This is a genomic window from Providencia rustigianii, assembly GCF_900637755.1.
Taxonomy (GTDB): domain Bacteria; phylum Pseudomonadota; class Gammaproteobacteria; order Enterobacterales; family Enterobacteriaceae; genus Providencia; species Providencia rustigianii.
Genome location: NZ_LR134396.1, coordinates 234,112 through 249,337 on the forward strand (window position 1 = coordinate 234,112; position 15,226 = coordinate 249,337).

Consider the following 15,226-nt stretch of genomic DNA (forward strand, 5'->3'; position numbering starts at 1 on the left):
TAGTAATGGTTAATCTAATTTTGGATGCTGATTAATTAGCGATTGACGCTGTTTTTCCAGCTCAGTAATTTGCTGTTCAATATCTTCAACTTTCTGCTCGATATTGTCAAAATGCTCGCTCAAAATTTCTTTCGCTTCAGCTCTATCCGAAGCGGCAGGTGTTGCACCACGTAATGGCTTATTGGCCGTTTCAGGCATACGTAAACCTGTATATAAACCAATGAAAGCAATCACGATCAGGTAGTAGGCTGGCATATAAAGGTCATTAGTTGATTCCACTAACCATGCAGCAACTGTTGGTGTTGCACCTGCGATAAGCACTGAAATATTAAAGGCGATGGCTAATGCACTATAACGAATATGTGTCGGGAAAATCGACGGTAAAATCGACGCCATAACCCCAGTAAAACAGTTGAGTAATACCGCTAAACCTAATAATCCAATGAAGATCAAGCCTACGGATCCGCTATTAATCATCATAAACGCGGGGTAAGCAAATAAAATCAGACCTACGCTACCGATAATCACAAATGGACGACGACCAATTTTATCGCTGGTTAAACCAATCAGTGGTTGAACAAATAGCATACCAATCATGATCGCAATAATAATTAACACACCGTGGTCGGTAGAATAGTTCAGATTATGGGATAAATAGCTCGGCATATACGTCAGTAACATATAGTAAGTCACGTTTGTCGCGATCACTAAGCCGACACAAATCATCAAGCTTTTCCAATATTTAGAGACAACCTCACGAAATGAAACCTTCGGTGGGTTTTGGATATTGGCTTTATCTTGTTGTTCTAAACTTTCAATATGTTGTTGGAATGCAGGTGTTTCTTCTAAAGAGTGACGTAGATAGAGACCGATGATCCCTAATGGCAATGCTAAGAAGAAAGGAATTCTCCAGCCCCAATCGTGGAAGTTCGCTTCACCCACAATACTGGAAATCAGGACAACTACACCCGCACCCATGACGAAACCAGCGATAGAACCAAAGTCTAACCAGCTTCCCATAAAGCCACGTTTACGGTCAGGAGAGTATTCAGCGACAAAGATGGCCGCACCGGAATATTCACCACCGACTGAGAAACCTTGAGCAAGCTTCGCAATCAATAATAAGATTGGTGCCCAAATACCGATAGTTTCGTAAGACGGGATCAAACCGATACAGAAGGTACTGACCGCCATGATAATTATCGTCATGGAAAGGACTTTTTGGCGACCATATTTATCACCGAGAACCCCGAAGACCAGTCCACCAAGGGGTCTGACCAAGAAAGGCACGGAGAATGTCGCTAACGCGGCAATCATCTGAACGCTCGGTGATGCGCCCGGAAAGAAGACTTGACCCAGTACATAGGCTAAAAAGCCGTAGACACCGAAATCAAACCACTCCATCGCATTACCCAGCGAAGCTGCGGTGATTGCTTTTTTCAATTTTCCATCATCAATGATTGTAATATCGTTGATATTTAATGGCTTTTCTTTTTTCTTTCTGATTTTCATGGAACCATCCTCTTATTTGAATTTTTTGCCATATTGTTAGCAATATTTAAGATGTGGGTTTCCCGATCCGACTTGCTCGGACAATCTGCAAATAATGAAAGTTAGTATGGATAATTAAATGCAGTATCTAAACTAATAGAATGGAAATTTATTGCTTAAAAGCTTATTGGATAAGCTATATGAAATTTTTATAGCGAAGCATGTTAATGGGGGAATATTGATTTTTTGTGTTTTTAAAATAGAGCAAAAATATCACCTGTAGATAGTCAAATATGGATCCATTATACGATAATATCGACAAGATGTAAAATTACGGTATTTTGTTTCAGTTTTGTCGGTATTTTAAGTGGGTAAATTTAGACAGTGCTAACTTTATTTATTTTTAGTTAATTTATTATATTTCAGTCTGTTATGTGACCATGCGCTAAATAAAAATTACGCTATAAAATATTTTGTTATTTTTATATATAGATATCGATAGATTGCCGATTTCAGAGCAAAAATATTAATTAAATAGAATGTTCTTTTTTGAAACGCGCATGTCCTTTTACGACCTTGAATTTGTCCTGTTATTTCATTCTTCTTTCGATATTCACGGAGGAATATCTCGTTCTGATTTAGAATGAGTGTCACAAGTAGGAATGGGTAATTGATTTAGTTAGAATCCAAAGCATTCAACTGAATAAATATGAATATCAGCACTGGCTGCTAAATGCATCATTGTTATAGCGAATAAGCTAAATTTAATCTGACTTAAAAAGAGTGCCATTATGAAAAAACAGAGTATTGCATCATATGTTGCGAAAGTACTGGATAATGCCGGCGTTAAGCGTATCTGGGGTGTAACTGGGGACTCATTAAACGGTTTAACTGATAGCTTGCGTAAGCAAGGCGCGATTGAGTGGCTGGGGACTCGCCATGAGGAAGTCGCAGCGTTTGCCGCGGGGGCGGAAGCCCAACTGACTGGTAATCTAGCTGTATGCGCAGGATCTTGTGGACCAGGAAATATGCACCTGATTAACGGGCTATATGATTGCCACCGTAACCGTGTACCTGTATTAGCTATTGCAGCCCATATTCCATCAAGCGAAATTGGCAGTAACTATTTCCAAGAAACTCATCCAACTGAACTGTTCCGCGAATGTAGCCATTATTGTGAAATGGTCACTAACCCTGAGCAAATTCAGCAGGTTTTGGGTATCGCAATGCGCAAAGCTATTTTGAACAAAGGTGTTTCAGTGGTGGTGATTCCGGGGGATATCGCATTAAAAGACGCTCCTGAATCGGCAAAAGAAACATGGTATCAACCACAAGCGCCATTGATCATGCCTCAGCGCTCTGAAATTGAAAAATTAGCTGAGGCCTTGAATCAATCTGAAAATATTACCCTATTTTGTGGTAATGGTTGCGCGGGTGCTCATGATGAAGTGATTAAGCTATCTGAAACCTTAAATGCGCCAGTGGTTCATGCATTACGCGGTAAAGAGCATATTGAGTGGGATAACCCAAATAGCGTGGGAATGACTGGCTTAATTGGTTTCTCATCGGGTTATCATGCAATGATGAATGCGGATACCGTGGTGCTGCTGGGAACGCAATTCCCTTATCGCCCGTTCTATCCAACCGATGCAAAAATCATTCAGATAGATATTAATGCTGGCAGCTTAGGTTCCCATTGTCACCTTGATATGGGGCTGATTGGTGATATTAAAGCTACGCTAACGGCATTACAGCCTCATTTACAAGCTAAACAGAATCGTCAACATCTGGATGGTGCACTGAAGCATTATGCTGAGGCGCGTAAAGGGTTAGATGATTTGGCTAAACCGGGGCATGAAGGTTTAATTCATCCACAGTATTTGGCAACCAAACTCAGTGAGTTGGCAAACGATGATGCTATCTTTACTTGCGACGTGGGAACGCCAACTGTATGGGCTGCTCGTTACCTGAAAATGAACGGTAAACGTCGCCTGATTGGTTCGTTTAACCACGGTTCGATGGCGAATGCGATGCCGCAAGCAATTGGTGCACAAGCCGTAGATAAAAACCGTCAAGTTATCGCGATGTGTGGTGACGGTGGATTCAGCATGCTGATGGGAGACTTTATTTCTCTATCACAAATGAACCTGCCAGTTAAAATTATCATTCATAACAACGGCGTATTAGGTTTTGTTGCCATGGAAATGAAAGTGGCTGGCTTTATGACAGCGGGCACTGACTTACAAAATCCAAACTTTGCAGCAATTGCTAATGCCGCAGGAATTAAAGGCATTCGAGTTGAGAAGAGTGAAGATCTGGATAGCGCGCTGAAGGAAGCTTTTGCCCATGATGGCCCAGTAGTCGTGGATGTACTAACCGCGAAACAAGAGCTTTCTATGCCGCCAGAAATTGAAGCACAAGAAGCGAAAGGCTTTAGCTTATATATGCTGAAAGCGATTATGAGCGGTCGTGGTGATGAAGTGGTGCAGTTAGTGAAAACCAACTGGCTACGTTAATCACGACCATTAGTTGTGAGACATATGCCCCAATTCGGTGCACCGGATTGGGGTTTTTTCATTAATAGCCTGCGGCAGATTGATATCGCCATAAATGGGCAGCAACCAATGCTCGCCATGGCGCGAATTGAACTAACCAGTGTTGGGTCTCTTTGGCGGTAGGCTGCTCGGTGTGGTTTAATAAAGTTTGCAGGTTACGTCGAACTGCTACATCCCCATGTAGAGAACCATCCAGATAGTTAAACCCACGCAGTAGCGCATAACTTATTGTCCAAGGTCCAATGCCTTTGATTGCCAGCAATTGTGCTGTAACGTCTTCGACATTATCGGGTGTAACGGTAAGATCAAGATCGAGTCGCTGGTTTTCGATGGCTTCACAGACACCGCGTAGCGCAATAATTTTTCCCGTCGAAAACCCCGTTTTACGTAAAATATTGTCATCTACTTGGGCAACCTGCTGTACGGTTGGAAAACACCAAATTCCTGAAGAGTGTTGCATTCCTACGGCTTGAATAAAGCGTCTACGAATGGCAATAGCAGCTAATACACTGATTTGCTGACCGATAATCGCCCAGACTAAGGCTTCAAAGGTACTGGCAGACTGATAGACTCGAACGCCCCGCTGGGGAGCGATCAGTTTGCCCAGTATTGGATGGGATAAATAAATATCTTCAAACAGCTCTACGGGTTGGTTGAGCCCTAATAAATGTGTGGCTAAAGTGAGCTTTTCGTGTTGCGTTGCACTGATTTGTAGCGCGTCGATGTCTAATGAAAAAGTGGCGTTATGATTTTCAATCGCCAAGGTAATTTGTGCGGGATATTGTTGCCAGATAATGCCTTTGCGTAAGGTATTTTTTGTCACGATCTCGGCAATATTTTGCGGATCACGTAAGTGAAAGGCAAAAAAATCATCAACTCGGTAGTGAGGGGGCAACAATAATTGGATAGTTTGAGTAGGGGTCATATTCATCATCTTCTTATTTATGACCCTTTTAGGTCAAATTTTGATAAAAATTGCGAGTCGCTACATTTTTAACCGTGGGAGTATGTTAATTTTATCGAATACATAGGGAGTAATTTATCGTGCCCACAGGTATTCATCAACGGGATAGTGGTGAAATAGAAAGAGGAATAATTCCGATGATTTATTGCAAACGGGTGTATGACGCGAGTAGTTCACAGGACGGCTATCGAATTTTAGTCGATAGATTATGGCCACGAGGTATTAAAAAAACCGATTTACAGTGTGACGAATGGCATAAAGAGGTTGCACCCTCAAATGAGTTGCGTAAATGGTTCCATCAACATACCGATCAATTTGATCAGTTTATTGAGAAATATCGTCAAGAATTACAGGCTAATACAGCGTGGCAAGTATTGGTGGAAAAAGCGAGGCATGGCAATCTAACGTTGCTGTATAGCGCTAAAGATACCCAGCATAATCAGGCGCAAGTTTTAAAGGCGTTTATAGAAGAACAATTACAAGAAAAATAAAGGTTATCAGAATGGAAGTAAATTCATCATCAAGTGGAGAACCTTCGCCAGTTTCCTATTCTACACCGAAAAATGAGCTAAAGGTTCAGCCTCGAGGTATTGGTGGTTGGCTGATTTTACCCTTACTGGGCCAGCTGTATATGTTGTGCAATTTAATCTCGATGATGCTACAAGATATTACTTTGGTTAAAGGGGTTTGGTCTCTTGCGACGGATTCAGATTCTGATTTCTATATTGCGGGGTTTGCGCCCACTTTTTATAGTGTTCAGGCGGGGTTGGGCGTGGTGATTGCCTTGATGTTATGGTCTTTTATCGCTGCGTTTAAAGGTAAAAGTAGCACCAAATTATTGTTTATTATTACCATGTTGCTTTATGTATTTATTATCGCGATTGCTCGCATCGCATTTCCACTCGCTTTTGACTTAGAAATCGATTTTAACTATGTGATGAGCTTATTCTATGCCAGCTTGTATTGTTTGATTGGCATTGTTTACTTTTTGGTGTCTGCTCGGGTAAAAAATACGTTTATTCATTAAGTTGCAGGGCTGTAAACGCCAGCCCTGATGCTGTTAATCCGCTAAATCTAAGGTATGCGTGATATTGCACTGTTCCACAAAAGTGTCATCGTGGGAAACGAGCAATAGTGTGCCTTGGTAGTCTTGCAAAAGTTCCTCAAGCAGTTGTTTAGAGTCCAAATCTAAATGGTTATCTGGCTCATCCAGCAATAATACTGCGGGTGGTTTTGGGCTATGGATAAGCGCTAATAATGTCGCTTTGAGTTGTTCTCCACCGCTGAGTTTATTCAAGGATAGCAAGGATTTATCTCCTCGAATCCGCAACATACCGAGTTGAGTTCGCCATTGTTCTAGGGGGATAGTAGGTTGATATTGGTGTAATGCTTCAGCAACAGGTAAAGACTTATTTAATAAATTAAGATGCTGATCCAGATAACAAAACTCCCCACTGATACGATGTTCACCTGAAATTGCAGTAAGCTCTCCCGCTAATACTTTTAAGAGTGTCGATTTTCCGCAACCATTTCTGCCTTTTATATGCCAGTGCTCGCCGCTATACGCAGTGAATGATAAAGGTTGGTTATAGCCGTAAGGCAGCATTATTTGAGAGACAAATACCGTGATTTTTCCGCCTTCACGTTGGTAATTCAATACCATTTTTTGGGGTTTTGTGTGGTTAATTTTATCTTGGTTTTCTTGTAATTGATTATGTAAATTACCCAGAACACGCTGATGGCGTTCAGCAACATTGGATTGTCTTTTCTCTGCGCGGTTTTTTTGCATATCCAGTAATAACAGAGATTGAGAGCCGCTATTACGGATTTGTTCTCCCTGTTTACGTCGTTGAGCCGCTTTTTGTAACGTGGCTTGCTGCTGTTTTTTCTCTTGGCGAATTTGTTTATCTAAATGTTCCCCTTGCGCTTCAATGGCTTTGATTATCAAAGTTTTTTGTTCATCATACAGTGTGTAATTACCGCCATACTCTTGTAGCCCTTTTTCAGTTAATTCAAAGATAGCATCCATTTTATTGAGCAAATTACGGTTGTGGCTGATCACTAGGCTACCCGCTTTGTGCTGACTGAGCTTTTCGCTTAGCCATTGACGCCCAGCTCTATCGAGATGGTTATCCGGTTCATCCAATAATAGGTAGTGTTCAGGATGTAAAAATGCACGGCATAGAGCTAAGCGAGTTCGTTCTCCGCCACTCAGTTGCTCAATCGGGGTTTCCATGGAAATCGGTAACTGTGCAGAATCCAATAGACTTTGCCATGTGGCAGGAAGATGCCATTGGTCTTCAGCTTGCTCAAAATCTGCCAATGTACCGTGGCCTGCTTCAATACGAGCAAATACTTGATAAAGTTCATCGATGCCTAACCCCTGTGCAATGGTGTTGCCGGGTAAGCGGGTGAGCTGATCCACATGGATAAATGGCATGTGCCAATTAACGTTACCGCTGCTGGGAACGAGTTGTTGGGCAAGTAAGCGCATCAATACTGATTTTCCACGACCATTGTGACCAATTAGGGCGGTTTTTTGGCTAAATAGCGAACCCGTTAATGGTGGAAATAGGGGCGATTGATGAAATTCAACGGTGAGTTGTGAAAAGTGGCAAACCATCGTCATAGAAACCTCCAAAGTATAGAGGGCAGACAACGGGATGCTATCCTTCGCAAAAGAAGAGATCAGAACGTTATGTCTGCCAGGAACAGAAAAATGAATACCTTAAAGAAGGCATTGGAAATATTTTCTGGCAGGACTTAGTTCATCGTCAGGAAGACTCTCTTTGAAAAGTGCAAGATTGCGGACGAATTATAGGCAGGGTGCGAAGAAGATGCAAGCCTAGGTTGTATAAAAAGTAAACTTGCAGTAATTGATCTTTAAATCCATAATATTGTGTGTTATCGGCAATATTTTAATTTAAGGCATAATATATTGGATTTAAGACTGAGTAAACCGAGTGAAATTGTCAAAAAACTCTGTGAAAGATTACGTTTAGAGCGACTGACATTAAAAATGACTCAGCTTGATGTTGCTGAACGTGCTGGAGTGAGTGTAAATACAGTTTCAAATCTAGAGGCAGGGAAAAATGTCAGCTTTGAGAATATTATCCGAGTTGCAATGGTGCTTGGACGTAGTAAAGAGCTTGAAGGGCTGTTTTTACCTAACTTAAATAGTGTTGATGATATTATTCGCTATGACGAGAGTAAAAATCGTCAACGGGTGAAAAAGGGTAAGAGAGTGAATGTATTGATAAATTTAAAGGCATCTAATGATTAGTATAGAAAATAAAAGACTAAATATGTAATTCATATTATTTAAAACTGACAATTTTGGAAGAAAAATGAGAATAGAAAATAGACTAAGAAAGTTAGCAATAGGAAATCCCAGTTATGGTCTTTTATTAGCTCAGTGGGAGTTTGATAAAAAGTTACTTACCAGAGCATTAAATACGGTAGGAAGAGATTTTCCTCATTATAGTCTTCATGATGCCTCTCATTCTTCAACAATAATTACTCAAATTGAAAAAATAATTTCAAAAGATATTGAATATCTTTCAGCGACAGATTGCTTTCTAATTCTAGAAAGTTGTTATTGGCATGATTCTGGAATGCTAATTAGCGATAGTGAAAAAATAAATTTATTAAAGTCAGCCGACTTTCAAAATTTTACATTACAAGAAAAAGAGAACTCATCTGAAATTTCTGAATATATAAGGTTGATTAGTAGCACTACAGATACTGAAGACCCTTTAGATTTATATGAAAAATCGAAAGCTCTAACATTTATTCTAGCTGATTATTTTCGCAAGCAGCATGCAGAACGCTCTGGCTCTTATGTTATAGATCCGCAGAGAATACAAATTATGTCACCAAGGACATCTTTGATTCCTTCAAGACTGTTTCACTTTGTCGCTGAAATAGTTTCTTGCCATGGGAGAAATCGAGAGGAAATTCTTAAGATTGCGAAGTGTAATGATGGAATGGATTCAGAGGATTATGCTCATCCAAGATATGTTGCGGCATTATTGAGAATTGGAGACCTTCTTGATATTGATGATGGTCGATTTTGTCAAACAATGCTTGCAAGCATTGGAAAAGTACCATTATCTTCAATCGCACATCAACATAAGCACTCATCGATAAAACATTTATATATAGATAGTAATGTTATAGAAATTAAATCATTATGCCCAGATTATGAAAGTTTCGAACATCAGAGTCAGTGGTTTGATTATTTAAAACACGAAGTTAGATATCAAAGTGAAAACTGGAATGATATATCACCAGATAAAAACTATAGCAGTTTACCAGTTATAAAAGATTTAACTTGTAAAATTGATGGATACATGGATGTTGATGGTAAAGCGCCTCATATAAAATTATATAATAAGCGAGTGTATGAGTATTTATCTGGTAATCTAATTTATTCTGAGAAATTTCCTTTTTTAAGAGAGTCAATACAAAATTCAATTGACTCTATCTATTATAAAGTATGGGGGAATTACTCTAGGATATATAATTGGAATAGTTCTTCATGTGAAAATGCAAGAAATATTTTCAATGAAAAATTAGAGCTGGAATCAATCAATATAAAAATAAGTAGAGTTGAATTGAGTGATAATGAAATTCAATATTTGCTTGAAATTCAAGATGAAGGACTTGGAATTGGTTTTGAAGATATAAAAAAAATACTTAATGTTGGTTCTCCTTTAAGTAAATCTCAGGCTCAACAAAAATCAGGTATGGCCGATTGGGCAAAACCATCAGGTTTCTTTGGCCTGGGAATGCAAAGTATATTTAAAATGTCTAACTATACTACTATATCAACAAGAACAGCAGATGGTGAACAATATGAGTTTTCAACATCTCTATCTAAGGATGGAAGATTAAAAATTAAAATAAAAAAGGCGAGTAATATAAATGTAATTGGAACAAATATAAAAATAAATTTTAGTTATATAAAGGTTCCAAATACAATTAGTTATGCTCAAATTGATTATCTTAATAATTATGATCCAATAAAGGATGAGTTACTTGAGGTTATTCCTTCTATCTTTGAAGAGCTAATTAAAGAGAATTTTTTTTCTTGTCGTATTCCTATATATTTAAATGGTTCATTATTAAATCCAAAGGATGAAAAAAAATTAATAAAATATCACACTAATTTTGAATTGGGAGTAAATTTTAATCTAAAAATTGATTTAGAACAAAGGTATGGAAGGGTATTTTCTTATAAAGGAGTGCCCTTTGAATCAAAGAATATAACTGAAGGCGTTGTTGGTTATTATGATATATTTTCTGATGATGCATCTTATTGGTTAACTATTGATAGGAAAAAACAAAATCCTAAAAGTTTTAATGAGTTATATGAAAAATCACAAGATTTAATTAAAAAGGAATATAAAAAAATAATTGACAATTCTGAATCCAAAGAAGCAGCGGAATTTTATTTTTATTCTTTATATGGAATGCTGGATTGTACATCTTGGGTTGATTTTTTGATAAACAATAAAAAAATAGAGGATTATTTTTATAAAGGATTAGAGTTAATTGTTACAGACTTGAATGATTCATATTTAAGAATTAAAGTTGGAACTGAAGTATATATATATGAACTGAAATCTAGATTAATTGGTTCATTGGTTGTTCGGTTGAATTTGTCTTTTTCCATAAAAATAAAGAAAAAGAAAAAATACAAGCGTAATGAACAAAATATTAAATATACTATATATAGTATTGATTTTGTTCCGGATGGTAAAGGGGACACTTCTATAAGTGTTGATATCATAAATCAATGGGTTACTAAGCGAATTAATAATGGCTGTGCCAGAAGTACAGTTCCTTTATATGATATAAAATATAAAGAAATAAGCATTAAAAATCAAGATTTAGAACCATGGATTTACAGCCGAACTGAGTTTACTGGCTGGTTTTCTAATTTTTTATTACTACCAATTAAAGGGAAATCCCAAGATGTAGATTTAGAAGATATATTTAAATACTATGAGAGAAAAAATAAGAGTAAAATTGAAAAGAGTAGATTTATAGAGCTGTATAAGGAGTTTTGGTCTGAAATCAAAAGTGTATAGTTTTTATTGAAAGCCATCCTAGATGGCTTTCATGATTTATAATTGGCTGTTAATTTAAAATAATAGATGGTGATAATATAGATAACTTGCACAGATAATAGATGATATTAATAATATAGAAAAAGTGATATAGGTTTCATACCACTTAAATACTGATTTGAAACTAATATTTTCTTTTTTATAATCAGATACTCTAATCAATATTTCGATTTCATCCCGTCTACTATCTAGCCATGATAATACTCCACCTAAAAGTATCATCACTAGTATAAAAGAAGAAAGAAATAATAAAATTATTAAAGTATCACAGTAGATTTCTTTTATAGATAAAATTAATTTGCTTTGATAAATATTATAGAATGCCGCGAATGTACCAAATAAAATAATTTGATATAGAGTGATGATTTTAAAAGTATTATTATTAAGCTGGCTTCTATTTAGTAAGATATATTTATATCTTTCTATTAATAGATTGTTAGAAAGATTATCTTTTTCAATGTTCAATGTTCAATGTTCAATGTACTATTTCCTTAGAATTATAGAGTAAATATATTATCTATAAAATTGATAGAATTTTTGAGGGAGTAACATTGATATGATAGCTAAATAAATTATTATTGAAAATGTTATCTTTGTAAGGCTCTAGGTAAAAGGGCCAATCTGTGGGTACGGATTGGCTCTTTTGGTATAACAACGAGTTTTTTACGATTTTATCTCTTTGACGAGATTATGCTGTCACAGCCACTTTAGTGTGCTCTGCTAGCCATTGTGCAATGCGCTGTTTTTCTGAATCATTCAGCCACATGCCCAATTTGGTACGACGCCAAATTGCATCGTCTAATTCTACAACCCACTCATTTTCGACTAAGTAACGCAGCTCTGCTTCATACACATTAGCGCCAAATGCTTCGCCAAGATCAGCAAGAGAATTTGCACCCGCTAAAATGAGCTTACTGTTGCTACCGTAAGTTCTTGCATAACGCAGTGCCAGACCTTCTGGCAGCCATTGGTAATGTTGACGCAGCACGCGAGCATAACCATCACGGTCGCAGCCTTCAATATCACCGCCTGGTAGCTGGCCATTTTTAGTCCATGGACCGCTAGCATGTGGATAGTAAGCCGCTAATTTACCCACAGCTGCTTCCGCTAATTTACGGTAAGTGGTTAATTTTCCACCGAATACTGACAGTAAAGGTGCTTTGCCTTCTTCATCGTGAATGTCTAATGTGTAGTCACGAGTGATAGCTTGTGGGGAGTCAGATTCATCGTCACACAGAGGACGAACTCCGGAGTAATCCCACACAACATCTTGTTTAGTCAGTTGTTTTTTAAAGTGGTCGTTATACACTTTTAATAGATAATTGACTTCGTTTTCGTCAATTTTCACATCTTTTGGATCGCCGTTGTACTCGACATCAGTGGTACCGATGATTGAAAACTCATCCATCCAAGGGATCACGAAGACAATTCGATTATCTTCGTTCTGTAAAATATACGCTTGTGGCTCATTATGAGCGCGTGGAACCACGATGTGGCTACCTTTGATTAGGCGAATGCCATAAGGCGATTTCAGTTTTAAGCCATCATCAAAGAACTCTTTTACCCAAGGACCGGTAGCATTGACCAGACCTTTGGCTTTCCAAGTATGAGTTTCGCCAGTGCGTAAGTCTTGAGCTTCAACAACCCATAAACCGTTTTCACGATAAGCGCGAGTGACTTTAGTACGGGTACGGACTTCACCGTTTTTACGTACCACTTCTTGAGCGTTTAATACCACTAAACGCGCATCATCAACCCAACAATCTGAATATTCGAAACCTTTGGTTAATTCAGGTTTTAACACGGAATTTTGGTTGAATTTTAAGCTCTTACTGCTTGGTAAGCTAACGCGTTTTCCTAAGTGATCATATAAAAATAGACCAATACGGATCATCCACGCTGGGCGCAAGTGTGGTTGATGAGGAAGACGGAATCGCATTGGAAATGCGATATGTGGAGCCAGTCGTAACAGAACTTCACGTTCCGCAAGAGCTTCACTGACCAGTCTGAACTCATAATGTTCAAGGTAACGTAAGCCACCATGAATTAATTTTGAACTTGCGGATGAAGTTGCACTCGCTAAGTCTTGAGCTTCTAGCAGCAGTACAGATAATCCACGCCCCGCGGCGTCTGCCGCAATACCAGCGCCGTTGATTCCGCCGCCAATTACAATCAAGTCTTTAGTTTCCATGCATCCCCCTGAGATGTTCGAACAACTTTCTATAATGTTCGTTTTCGCTCATTTGATTGTAATCAAATTTTGTATGTATGCCAACCTGTAATGCATAAAAATAACAAGCGCGTGATGCTAATAACATTTTGTGTATAAATTTAATCTGTTTAATAAATTGTTAATATTGCAATGAAATGACAAGGGGATGAAAAGAAAGGAAAAAGGTAGAAAAAGATGATGGCAGCTGGGCTACCATCATTGAGAGAGAATTTTTAACTAGCAGAGTTCTAATTGAACGTTATGCTGCTCGATGACTTTTAAAATACTGTCAGGGGGCATTTGATTGGTAAATAGGTAATCAATCAGATTCATATTGCCTAAATTTACCATAGCGTTACGACCAAATTTTGAGTGGTCGGTAACTAACATGACGCAGCGAGAGTTTTCAATAATGGCTCGCTTAGTACGCACTTCGTGGTAATCAAATTCTAATAGGGAGCCATCCATATCGATGCCGCTGATCCCCAGAATCCCATAATCCAATCTAAATTGGGAAATAAAATCGAGGGTCGCTTCACCAACAATCCCTCCATCACGGGAGCGCACTTCTCCACCTGCCAGGATCAAACGAAAATCCTCTTTTGGCATCAGCAGAGTCGCCACATTTAAGTTATTGGTCACGACCCGTAAATTTTTATGGTTCACTAAGGCATGAGCCACGGCTTCAGGGGTCGTTCCGATATCGATAAATAAGGTTGCGCCATCAGGAATTTGGCTAGCAACATGCTGCGCAATACGTGCTTTTTCATCTGACCACATAATTTTACGGTCATTGTAAGCGGTATTGACGGAGCTAGAAGGCAAAGCTGCGCCACCATGGTGCCGTAAGATCTTATTCTGTTCAGCAAGCTCATTGAGGTCTCGACGAATGGTTTGAGGGCTGACCTCAAATTGTTCGACGAGTTCTTCAGTACTGACATATCCCTGAAGACGCACAAGTTCAACAATTGCATCATGTCTCTGGGTTTGTTTCACAGCGTTAGCCTCTAATTATGAAAATGTTTTATTTGGAGCTTTGGTGTTTAAAACTAAGCCTATTATCCCATACTCCCATCAATAAACCGATGATTAACCCCGAAGTATGTGCGGCATTGGCGATATCCATGCCTAAGAGATCGAAATAGCCAAAAAATAGCCAAACAATAGAGAACACCATTAGCCCACGGGGGATGCCGATACCGATTTCCGGACGACGTTCACCTGTGATCCAAACGTAGCTGACCAGAGCATAAACTACTCCAGATAAACCACCAAAATTGTTTTCGCTAAACAGCGATTGTCCCCAGTTACTAAAGAGTGCGGAGACTAAAAAGATCGTCAACAGTTTTCCTGTTCCCATTTTTTTCTCCACCTGACCTGCCAGAAACCACCACAGAGCAAGGTTGAAGCCAATATGAGAAATGGAAAAATGGACGAGGGCAGGGCTAAACCACCGCCATAATTCACTTTGTTGGTCGCCAATTGGCCAGCCTAAATAAGACAGAACCTCTCGAGGGTCTGCCATGGTGACCCAAAGATACACAATAATAGACAGCAGGATAACCGCGATAGTCAATGGGCCGGATTGCTGTTTTAAATAGCTAAAAGTCAGATAATTACGATATTGAAACTGGGCATCAGTGCGACCTGTTTGCCAGCTGGCTTCAAGATAACGTGGGTCATTCGGATTTTGTAAAAAAATTTCTAGTTCTTTGCGAACCAGCTCAACCTGTTGGTCGTCTGCTAACCATACCTCAAATTGTTGTTGTTCGGATGAAGGTTGGATTTGCAGATGGATATGTTGGCTCGCCATATAGTCGACAAACGCTTGTGCCATCCGTGGATTAGCAAACGAAATAATGTGGATCAT

General features: G+C 38.7%; 11 protein-coding genes. 5 read left to right on the forward strand and 6 right to left on the reverse strand.

The window, feature by feature from the left end; all coding sequences use genetic code 11:
- Positions 1 to 9: 9 nt before the first annotated feature.
- On the reverse strand, positions 10 to 1,512 hold the full coding sequence (gene proP, locus EL244_RS01070; RefSeq protein WP_126458150.1) for a glycine betaine/L-proline transporter ProP: 1,503 nt from the start codon (positions 1,510 to 1,512) through the stop codon (positions 10 to 12).
- Between the two features lie 770 nt (positions 1,513 to 2,282).
- On the opposite strand from proP, the gene poxB reads away from it, so the two are divergent.
- Positions 2,283 to 4,007 (forward strand): ubiquinone-dependent pyruvate dehydrogenase, encoded by a 1,725-nt coding sequence (gene poxB / locus EL244_RS01075; RefSeq protein ID WP_126458153.1) that lies wholly within the window; start codon positions 2,283 to 2,285, stop codon positions 4,005 to 4,007.
- 61 nt (positions 4,008 to 4,068) lie between these two features.
- On the opposite strand, the gene EL244_RS01080 is transcribed toward poxB, so the two are convergent.
- Positions 4,069 to 4,980 (reverse strand): DNA-3-methyladenine glycosylase family protein, encoded by a 912-nt coding sequence (locus EL244_RS01080; protein WP_197721684.1) that lies wholly within the window; start codon positions 4,978 to 4,980, stop codon positions 4,069 to 4,071.
- Positions 4,981 to 5,147: 167 nt separating this feature from the next.
- On the opposite strand from EL244_RS01080, the gene EL244_RS01085 reads away from it, so the two are divergent.
- Positions 5,148 to 5,501, forward strand: coding sequence for a DUF488 domain-containing protein (locus tag EL244_RS01085; RefSeq protein WP_039854614.1), 354 nt, complete (start codon positions 5,148 to 5,150; stop codon positions 5,499 to 5,501).
- An 11-nt stretch (positions 5,502 to 5,512) separates the two neighbouring features.
- Entirely contained in the window at positions 5,513 to 6,037 is a 525-nt protein-coding gene (locus EL244_RS01090) for a DUF2569 family protein (protein ID WP_126458159.1), read from the forward strand.
- A 33-nt stretch (positions 6,038 to 6,070) separates the two neighbouring features.
- On the opposite strand, the gene EL244_RS01095 is transcribed toward EL244_RS01090, so the two are convergent.
- Positions 6,071 to 7,639, reverse strand: a complete 1,569-nt coding sequence (locus EL244_RS01095; protein WP_126458162.1) for an ATP-binding cassette domain-containing protein — start codon at positions 7,637 to 7,639, stop codon at positions 6,071 to 6,073.
- Positions 7,640 to 7,948: 309 nt separating this feature from the next.
- On the opposite strand from EL244_RS01095, the gene EL244_RS01100 reads away from it, so the two are divergent.
- Positions 7,949 to 8,293 (forward strand): helix-turn-helix transcriptional regulator, encoded by a 345-nt coding sequence (locus EL244_RS01100; RefSeq protein WP_197721685.1) that lies wholly within the window; start codon positions 7,949 to 7,951, stop codon positions 8,291 to 8,293.
- Between the two features lie 64 nt (positions 8,294 to 8,357).
- Positions 8,358 to 11,105 (forward strand): HD domain-containing protein, encoded by a 2,748-nt coding sequence (locus tag EL244_RS01105; protein ID WP_126458165.1) that lies wholly within the window; start codon positions 8,358 to 8,360, stop codon positions 11,103 to 11,105.
- Between the two features lie 727 nt (positions 11,106 to 11,832).
- On the opposite strand, the gene glpD is transcribed toward EL244_RS01105, so the two are convergent.
- From glpD to glpG, 3 genes are all read right to left on the reverse strand, one after another.
- Positions 11,833 to 13,335, reverse strand: coding sequence for a glycerol-3-phosphate dehydrogenase (gene glpD, locus EL244_RS01110; RefSeq protein ID WP_126458168.1), 1,503 nt, complete (start codon positions 13,333 to 13,335; stop codon positions 11,833 to 11,835).
- 258 nt (positions 13,336 to 13,593) lie between these two features.
- Entirely contained in the window at positions 13,594 to 14,352 is a 759-nt protein-coding gene (locus tag EL244_RS01115) for a DeoR/GlpR family transcriptional regulator (RefSeq protein ID WP_006813843.1), read from the reverse strand.
- 28 nt (positions 14,353 to 14,380) lie between these two features.
- A complete protein-coding gene (gene glpG, locus EL244_RS01120) occupies positions 14,381 to 15,226 on the reverse strand; it encodes a rhomboid family intramembrane serine protease GlpG (RefSeq protein ID WP_006813842.1) in 846 nt (281 codons plus the stop codon).

Excerpts from the sequence above, each read along its gene's own strand:
- proP (WP_126458150.1), bottom strand. The coding sequence starts at position 1,512 with ATGAAAATCAGAAAGAAAAAAGAAAAGCCATTAAATATCAACGATATT.
- poxB (WP_126458153.1), top strand. The coding sequence starts at position 2,283 with ATGAAAAAACAGAGTATTGCATCATATGTTGCGAAAGTACTGGATAAT.
- EL244_RS01080 (WP_197721684.1), bottom strand. The coding sequence starts at position 4,980 with ATGATGAATATGACCCCTACTCAAACTATCCAATTATTGTTGCCCCCT.
- EL244_RS01085 (WP_039854614.1), top strand. The coding sequence starts at position 5,148 with ATGATTTATTGCAAACGGGTGTATGACGCGAGTAGTTCACAGGACGGC.
- EL244_RS01090 (WP_126458159.1), top strand. The coding sequence starts at position 5,513 with ATGGAAGTAAATTCATCATCAAGTGGAGAACCTTCGCCAGTTTCCTAT.
- EL244_RS01095 (WP_126458162.1), bottom strand. The coding sequence starts at position 7,639 with ATGACGATGGTTTGCCACTTTTCACAACTCACCGTTGAATTTCATCAA.
- EL244_RS01105 (WP_126458165.1), top strand. The coding sequence starts at position 8,358 with ATGAGAATAGAAAATAGACTAAGAAAGTTAGCAATAGGAAATCCCAGT.
- glpD (WP_126458168.1), bottom strand. The coding sequence starts at position 13,335 with ATGGAAACTAAAGACTTGATTGTAATTGGCGGCGGAATCAACGGCGCT.
- glpG (WP_006813842.1), bottom strand. The coding sequence starts at position 15,226 with ATGATCCACATTATTTCGTTTGCTAATCCACGGATGGCACAAGCGTTT.